Origin of the sequence: Fibrobacter sp., assembly GCA_012523595.1 — a bacterium.
Lineage (GTDB): Bacteria > Fibrobacterota > Chitinivibrionia > Chitinivibrionales > Chitinispirillaceae > JAAYIG01.
In genome coordinates, this window is sequence record JAAYIG010000039.1 from 1 (window position 1) to 7,580 (window position 7,580).

Sequence of the window (7,580 nt, forward strand, 5' to 3'; positions counted from 1 at the left end):
AATTACTGATAAAATCAGGGAGAGTGGTGCCATGGATGAGCAGTTGAGAAATGATCTTACAGAAGCCATCAAAACATTCAAGGCACGTTAAGCATGCAATCGATAAGTGAATTGCGAAGACAGATAAGGGGAATCAGTTCTACACAGAAGATTACCCGCACCATGAAAATGGTAGCCAGTGCCAGATACAATAAAGCACTTTCCCTGATGCACAATTCGCAGGTGTTTTACAGGGAACTGAAATCCACATTTGATCAACTCTCCTCAGCATTAGAAGCTCCCCAATCCAGACAGAATCTCTTTGCCAGTCAGCCCTCCTTTACGGATAACCGCATGGGAGTGATAATAATGACAAGTGATAAGGGGCTGTGCGGTGATTTCAACACAGGGATCCTCAAAACAGCCAGGAAATTCATACAGGAAAGAGAAGATTCAGTATCTGCAGTCTTTGCAGTCGGCCGCAAAGCGGTTAATTTCGTGCGTGGAAACAGCTTCCCGTTAATACTCGAATATCCCCTGGTGACAACTGGGATCGAGTTCGCATTTGCTGATAAGATCGGGAGAGAGATCATGAAAATATTTGACAAAGAGAAACTCACTTCGATCAAATGTATCAGCTCAAGATTCAAGTCCAGGGGGAAAATCAATGTGTCGGTTACCTCACTTCTGCCCCTGATTGGCGGAAAGGCCGAAGAGAATACTGATCTGCTTTTTGAGCCCAGAAACAGTGAAGAGATATTCGGGACACTGATTCCTCTGATATTCAAGGCTGAACTTTTTTCCCTTCTTCAGGAATCTCATGTGTCAGAGCTTTCTTCAAGGATAACGGCTATGGATAATGCTACGACCAATGCCGGAGTTCTTATCGATGAAATAACGCTGGAAATGAACAAGACCAGGCAGTCTGCCATAACCAGAGAAATTGCCGAAATAACAGGAACAAACGAGGTGCTGAAGTAATGTCAACCGGGAAAATTTCTCAGATCTTCGGGCAGGTAATAGATATCGAATTCCCTCCGGGAAAGCTGCCCCTTATTTCCAATGCTCTAAGGGTAAAACGAGATGGACAGGAGGATCTTCTCGTTGAGGTGATGCAGCATATAGGTGGGAATACTGTCAGGACCATAGTTTTAGGTCCACCTGAAGGACTCTTCCGTGGAATGACAGTGGATGATACCGGCTCTCCCATCTCTGTTCCTGTCGGGCCATCATGTCTGGGACGCCTCATCGATTTTTCTGGTAAACCGATAGACCATAAAGGTGAGTTGTCTGCATCAATGCATATGCCAATTCATCGCGCCCCTCCTACCCTTCTTGAACAGGAAACTCATCTGGAGATTCTTGAGACCGGAATAAAGGTCATCGATCTTCTCGCTCCCTTCCGAAAAGGCGGTAAAATCGGTCTGTTCGGTGGTGCTGGAGTGGGAAAAACAGTAGTTATAATGGAACTGATCAACAATGTTGCAAAGCATCATGGAGGAGTTTCGGTTTTTACCGGTGTAGGAGAGCGCACCAGGGAGGGAAACGATCTTTACCAGGAGATGGCACAGTCGGGAGTGCTTGACAAAACTGTGCTGGTTTTCGGGCAGATGAATGAGCCGCCGGGATCAAGACTGAGGGTAGCCATGACCGGTCTCACCCAGGCTGAGTATTTCCGGGACAAGGAAGGCCAGGATGTTCTCCTTTTCATCGATAATATTTTCAGGTATGTTTTAGCCGGTGCTGAAGTATCTGCTCTTCTGGGCAGAATGCCATCCGCTGTAGGATATCAGCCCACTCTCGGTACAGAGATGGGTGAACTGCAGGAGAGAATAGTATCTACCAAAAACGGTTCCATCACAAGTGTCCAGGCTGTTTATGTTCCCGCAGATGACATTACAGATCCCGGAGTAGCAACAGCTTTCGGCCACCTTGACGCATCGGTAGTATTGTCAAGGAAAATTGTTGAGCTTGGAATCTATCCGGCAGTCGATCCGCTCGAATCATCATCAAAGATGCTTGACAAAAATGTGGTCGGTGAAGAGCATTATAATGTGGCCAGGGCTGTACAGAAGATTCTTCAGCGTTATAATGACCTTCAGGATATTATCGCTATACTGGGTGTCGAGGAGCTTTCAGATGAGGACAAACTGGTGGTATCACGTGCCAGAAAAATCCAGCGTTTCTTCTCTCAGCCATTCTTCGTAGCAGAGGATTTCACCGGTATTCAGGGGAAATACGTTCCTTTAAGAGATACAATCCAGGGATTTTCAGAGCTGCTCAAGGGAAAATACGATCATATTCCTGAACAGGCGTTTTTCATGGCAGGCACATCCGATGATGTGATCAGACACGCAGAGGAAATATCCGGAGTAAAGTGAACCATGAGAACTATAAATATTGAATTTATAACCCCGGAACGGACTTTCCTGAGCACGCAGGCACAGTTTGTGGTTCTTCCCGGAATCTCAGGAGAACTGGGCATACTCCCCGGGCATGTCAGATTGACATCCCTCCTGAAGCCCGGTATTGTCAAAGTTGACATGGAAGAAATAGTAAGAAAGCTTGTAATCTCCAATGGTGTAGCCAGAGTGGAGCCGGACTATATCAAAGTTTTTTCTCCGACAATCCGCTGGGCGTGAAAGGAAAACAGAAAACCTGCGGGAGAATCTCACCATGATGACATTATTGCTTTTTCTACTGGCATTTCTGCTTCTTACCGGCGGCAGTGAACTGATCAGCCGTGGTACATCATCGATTGCCAGGCACATGTCAATCTCCGAAACGATGATCGGCATGACCATCATCGCTTTCAGCACATCGGCACCCGAATTTCTCGTAAATATATTCTCCAGCATAAAAGGGTACCCGGATATCTCCTTCGGCAATATCATCGGCAGCAACATCTTCAACCTGTTTGTAATAACCGGAATTATAGGCACTTTTTCCCAGATCTGCTTAAAGAGATCGATAATCTTTAAACTGCTTCCTTTCTCTATTGTCACCACACTGATATTCTGGATTATAATCAATGATGTGGCTTTTTTCGGTTCTGAGACCAATACTCTTTCACAACTTGATGGCGGGATTCTGGTACTCGGTCTTTTCCAGTTTTTCATCTTTTTCTTTATCTATCAGGCAGCAATGAGCAAGATTAGGGAGGGCAGAAGTTATGAGGTGCGTATTCCCGATTTGTTAACAAAGCCATACATTAAAAAAGAGCCTGAAGCGGAAAATTCACCGGGTTTGATATACTCTATACCTTTTTCGGTGTTTTGTTTCATAATTGGTCTGGTTTTAGTAATCGCTGGCGGTTATCTGGTTGTGAGAGAAGCAGTTGAGGTAAGCATGCAGTTCAACACCAGCCTTAAACTATTATCTGTATGCGTAATTTCGGTTTTAACCTCTGTACCGGAACTGATTGTCTCTTATATTTCAGCCAGAAGGGGCCAGAGTGATCTGGCTGTTGCCAATATCCTCGGTTCAAATATATTCAATATCGCCTTTATAATGGGGCTTTCCGCATTGATCAGACCTTTGGCATTCAATACAGCATTCAATACCGATATTCTGGTGCTTCTGATCGGGACTTCTGCTCTTTATCTGTTCTGCTACGGAGAAAAATCTGTTCAGCATATAGAAGCAGTATCACTGCCGGCAATCTATGCGGCTTATTTTGTGTTTGTGATCATTAGAGGATAAGATCAGGCCCTTATCATCTTATGCACAACATCACCGGTATCAATAACCCCCTTGACCCCCATTAAATCATCAACTACAACCAGATACTTGTAATGATACTCGGTCATGATAAAAACAATTTCAATATAACTTGCATTTTCATTTACTATATATGTCCTGTAGTCTTTCATTATATCACCGGAGAGATGATGTTCCTGGTTTTCCCAGAATTCTTTAACCGGTTTTACAAGCAGTTCACTGGTCTCTCCAAGGTCTCTGAGAAGAACAAGACTTCCGGAAGAAATTTTTTCTTCAGGAAAAACAGCACTAAATAGATCAGCAAGATCCAGCACTCCGCAGATTCTGCCATTTTCTTCCACAACAGGCAGGAAAGTTATGTTTTCTTTTTTCATTTTGTCAATAGCATGAGAGATTGTCTGTTTTCTCCACACCATCCCTTTGCAGCATATCAGATCGCGTGCCCTGAGAACCTCATCTACAACCACTTGTTTTTCATCGATGGTGTCAATAAGCTCGCCGGGAGTTCTGGCGTTTTCCAGAAGATGAGCATTGGTCGTTACAAGTTGGGCGATTGCACTTAATACCTTCAAATAAAGCTGGGCTTTTTCTTTAGATGTAATTATCGCGAAAACGTATTTAACAGTCGATTCACGATAGTCATAACTTACGTCAAGAGCCCTGTCGAGCCTTATGAAAAGGATCAGAATCTCGCTTAGATTCTCTACATATCCGTGCGGCAGTGCAAGATGATTACCCAGAAATGTGGTGCCTATATTCTCCCTTTTTAAAAGAGATTCTTTTATAGTGCCGGTGGAAAGCGACGTAGTCAAAGAGATTTTTTCAGCTACAAAATCGATGATCTGATGATAGCTATCAAAGTGATAGTCAAGGTAGATCAACCGGGGGTCCATTAAACTGCTCAGCTTCACAGTGTTCCTCCAGTTCCGTTTGTTTTTTCTTCCTGCAGTTACAAGCAATTCTTCAGTGTACATAAATCCTGATCAGAACAGCCATAAAATAGTTGAATAATGAACAGAAACACTTAAAATTAAGATCACCCAGGCATTCTTCACCCGGAGTTTGGCTTATATCAAAAAAATAGAGCAATGCAGCGGCTGAAATTGCGCCCTGCACTCTCTCCTCCCTATCAGTTACCGGAAGTAAGGATCTGTGATATTTAGCCATCAGAAAAAGAACCGAAACCGGTTTTTCATATTGGTCCACTACCAGCGATAAATCACTGCACATCACTTCAGATGCCAGGTATTCATGCCCGTTGCTGAAGAATTCCAGCAGATAGTGTTCCACCTTCTCTATTTCCTTTTTATGCTCAATAAAGTACAGGTAAGATTCCAGACTGATTCTGAAAAGGTCAAGTATAAAAAAAAAGCCAACAGTTCCTGACTGTCGGAAACTACTGCAGAGATGCCTACATTCCCTGACTGGAATTTTTTAAGTACAGTCAACACCGGAGTACAGGGTGAGACAAGTTCAATCTTCTCTAACGGCAATTTAATGTTCTCTGTATCCGCAACATTTTTTGATATATCATCTGCAATCTGGACAGACTGAACAGTATCCAATTTCTCTCTCCAATTTGAATTTGTTTAGTTTTCAGGATAATATACGGTGCTTTATTACAATCCTGAAAACACCCTAAATACGGAGATGAGAACTGTTTGTCTGATAACAGCGAAGAGACACGGAAGTGAACCGGTCTGAACCGGCAGACCGGCAGAAATTGAAAAATTCAAAAGTTGTTGATGCAGAAGTTAACCGCAATGATTCTAGCGAGCTTTCTTCCCTGCACCTTTCCTCCCTTATTGCTTCACCCGGACCCGGCAGCGAAAAAGGAGCGATGATGGTTTCTGCCTGAGATTGCGGAAATTCGGTTTGGAAGGAGTGCTCATTCAGAAAGAAACCGGAAAGAAAAACGATTAACAATACAGAAAAAAGAGTTCTGGGAAGTAAAGGGTGAGAATCTGAAAATCTGAATGCGTTCAACATAGCAGTATCAACAGCTTGAACTCAAAATACATTCTTTTTAGACAGATAAAAGGATTTTCTGAATTATCTACACAGAAAAAGCAGATAATCAGATACAGAGACTTAAATGGGTCCGTAAAAAACAAATTACATTCAGCTGGAAGTTTAGCCCCTCATTGGTTTTCCTGTTCAGTACACATCAGGCCGTTTGCCTCAAGAAGTTCCCGGATCTCATCACTTAGTTCCAGATTCCAGTTTCTGTATCCTTTCAGGAGGCTTTCCAGTCGTGTCTCCCTGCAAGACAGGAGAGCCCTTACCACACCTTTGAGAAAATCTATCTCTTTCTTCAGTTTCCTGACATCAGATTCCTCTGGAAAATCATCCTTAACTCTTTCAAAAAACTGCTCTTCAGCCTCTTTAGCCTCCTTGAGCCAGATACTTATATCTTCCCAATTACTGCTTTCCATGATAGCGGAATTTACTATGTCGGCCAGAGCTGTTCCTGGACACTCTTTCCTGACATAGACTTTCATGGCATTAAAATACCTGATCCATAATCCGCTTATGTAGGCCTGTGTTTCTACATCCTCCTCAAGCAGTTGTATTTCTCTTCTCAGCTTCTCCACCAGCATATCCTGACTCTGCATAGATCCTCCTGCGTATAAAGAATGAAAACATCACGTGCTGCAACACGTTTCATCGATTTGAAGAGAATGAAATTTTGAGAGTGAGCGTACTTCCGGGAGATGATTTGATTATAACAGCAGAAAAGGAGCAAGTCAATACTTTCGGTGATGATTTTTCTGGTTTTTATCCGGGGGGACTTTAATGTTTTTGTATACTGCTATGCTGTTTTTTTTTAATTCACCTCAGAGATGAATTGGTGAGTTGAGCTTTCAGTCACAATTTTATCTCAGAGGAGAATCAGTGATTTCATAAATCAGGACTTCTTCTCAGAGGTGAATGCTTGCTTACAGTCGAGGTCAGAGCGGTACTGGGCATCGGTATCGATTTATGTACATATAATCCGTTTACAACGTCCCCCTGGTTTTGTCCAAGGTACATCTCATGTCGCTCTCTCATTCACCGAGAGAATTGCTCCTAAGTCATAATTTTAACTCAGAGATGAATCATTGATTTAACATCTTAAGTCCCAATTTCATCCCAGAGGGAAATGTTTGCTTCCAAGTCAGGGTTGGTATCGATCCCAACCTTGTAAATCATAAAAAGATTTCTCCTCAATGATTCATCGAAATGACATACCGGCAGTCTATCCTGCCACGATGCCGACCCTTAGGAAGAGATTTCAAAAAAAAATATATATAGTTTGTAACTTTATACCTTGTCGGAATATCAAATGATATTTTTAGGAGTCTGTTTTCTCTCTCCACAGATTTGATTTAGAAAGGGTAAAAACATGAAGCGAACCCATGTGGTAATAGCGGTTGCTTTGCTGATCCTTGCAGGCCTGGTCATACTGCGTCAATTCGCATCAAACGGAAGAACCAAGGCACAGTCAGGCTCTGGCAGAAGTGAACGGGGACCAATAGCGGTTCAGGTTGCCCCGGCAGAGTATAAAATGATGCGCCAGGAACGCGAGTTTACGGGCACAGTCAAGGCAGCTTACACTTACGTTGTCGCGGCAAAAGTTACCGGAAGACTTCTGAGTCTTTCCAAAAGAATAGGAGACAAGGTCCACAGAAATGAAGTCATCGGGCGTATCGATGATACCGAGTACCGTCAGGCTTATCAGGAAGCCGATGCACAGAAGCGGGTAAGCAAAGCCTCTGTTTCTGAGGCCAGAGCACAGATGGAACAGGCCCAGAGAGAGGAAACGAGAGTTAGAGAGCTGGTTTCGAAAGGTATCTCATCTCAGGCTGAGCTGGAAGCTGCTCAGACCAATTTAGCTTCTA

9 protein-coding genes are annotated in these 7,580 nt (G+C 43.3%); 6 read left to right on the forward strand and 3 right to left on the reverse strand.

Annotation, left to right across the window (positions count from 1 at the left end):
- Positions 1 to 93: 93 nt before the first annotated feature.
- From atpG to GX089_01980, 4 genes are read left to right on the forward strand one after another with little or no spacing between them, the layout of a single operon-like run.
- On the forward strand, positions 94 to 960 hold the full coding sequence (atpG, locus tag GX089_01965) for an ATP synthase F1 subunit gamma (protein NLP01237.1): 867 nt from the start codon (positions 94 to 96) through the stop codon (positions 958 to 960).
- On the forward strand, positions 960 to 2,360 hold the full coding sequence (gene atpD / locus GX089_01970; protein NLP01238.1) for a F0F1 ATP synthase subunit beta: 1,401 nt from the start codon (positions 960 to 962) through the stop codon (positions 2,358 to 2,360). Before atpG ends, atpD begins: the two co-directional genes overlap by 1 nt.
- Before the next feature lie 3 nt (positions 2,361 to 2,363).
- Positions 2,364 to 2,621: an ATP synthase F1 subunit epsilon gene (gene atpC / locus GX089_01975; protein ID NLP01239.1), complete on the forward strand. Its 258-nt coding sequence runs from the start codon at positions 2,364 to 2,366 to the stop codon at positions 2,619 to 2,621.
- 34 nt (positions 2,622 to 2,655) lie between these two features.
- A complete protein-coding gene (locus GX089_01980; GenBank protein ID NLP01240.1) occupies positions 2,656 to 3,681 on the forward strand; it encodes a sodium:calcium antiporter in 1,026 nt (341 codons plus the stop codon).
- Positions 3,682 to 3,683: 2 nt separating this feature from the next.
- On the opposite strand, the gene GX089_01985 is transcribed toward GX089_01980, so the two are convergent.
- Together GX089_01985 and GX089_01990 are read right to left on the reverse strand one after the other, a co-directional pair.
- On the reverse strand, positions 3,684 to 4,673 hold the full coding sequence (locus tag GX089_01985) for a PTS transporter subunit EIIA (GenBank protein NLP01241.1): 990 nt from the start codon (positions 4,671 to 4,673) through the stop codon (positions 3,684 to 3,686).
- The gene (locus GX089_01990; GenBank protein ID NLP01242.1) at positions 4,663 to 4,989 is read right to left on the reverse strand and encodes a hypothetical protein; all 327 of its coding nucleotides are present in this window, start codon (positions 4,987 to 4,989) and stop codon (positions 4,663 to 4,665) included. The genes GX089_01985 and GX089_01990 overlap by 11 nt, the downstream gene beginning before the upstream one ends.
- A 400-nt stretch (positions 4,990 to 5,389) precedes the next feature.
- Between GX089_01990 and GX089_01995 the strand changes: the two genes are divergently transcribed.
- Entirely contained in the window at positions 5,390 to 5,557 is a 168-nt protein-coding gene (locus GX089_01995; GenBank protein ID NLP01243.1) for a hypothetical protein, read from the forward strand.
- Between the two features lie 283 nt (positions 5,558 to 5,840).
- Here the strand turns inward: GX089_01995 and GX089_02000 are convergent, their stop codons facing one another.
- Positions 5,841 to 6,314, reverse strand: coding sequence for a hypothetical protein (locus GX089_02000; protein ID NLP01244.1), 474 nt, complete (start codon positions 6,312 to 6,314; stop codon positions 5,841 to 5,843).
- A gap of 770 nt (positions 6,315 to 7,084) precedes the next feature.
- Between GX089_02000 and GX089_02005 the strand changes: the two genes are divergently transcribed.
- Positions 7,085 to 7,580 (forward strand): hypothetical protein (locus GX089_02005; protein NLP01245.1); only part of this gene is annotated, 496 nt, incomplete at its 3' end.

Coding starts and splice junctions, on each gene's coding strand:
- GX089_01985 (NLP01241.1), bottom strand. CDS start 4,673: ATGTACACTGAAGAATTGCTTGTAACTGCAGGAAGAAAAAACAAACGG.
- atpC (NLP01239.1), top strand. CDS start 2,364: ATGAGAACTATAAATATTGAATTTATAACCCCGGAACGGACTTTCCTG.
- atpD (NLP01238.1), top strand. CDS start 960: ATGTCAACCGGGAAAATTTCTCAGATCTTCGGGCAGGTAATAGATATC.
- GX089_02000 (NLP01244.1), bottom strand. CDS start 6,314: ATGCAGAGTCAGGATATGCTGGTGGAGAAGCTGAGAAGAGAAATACAA.
- atpG (NLP01237.1), top strand. CDS start 94: ATGCAATCGATAAGTGAATTGCGAAGACAGATAAGGGGAATCAGTTCT.
- GX089_01980 (NLP01240.1), top strand. CDS start 2,656: ATGATGACATTATTGCTTTTTCTACTGGCATTTCTGCTTCTTACCGGC.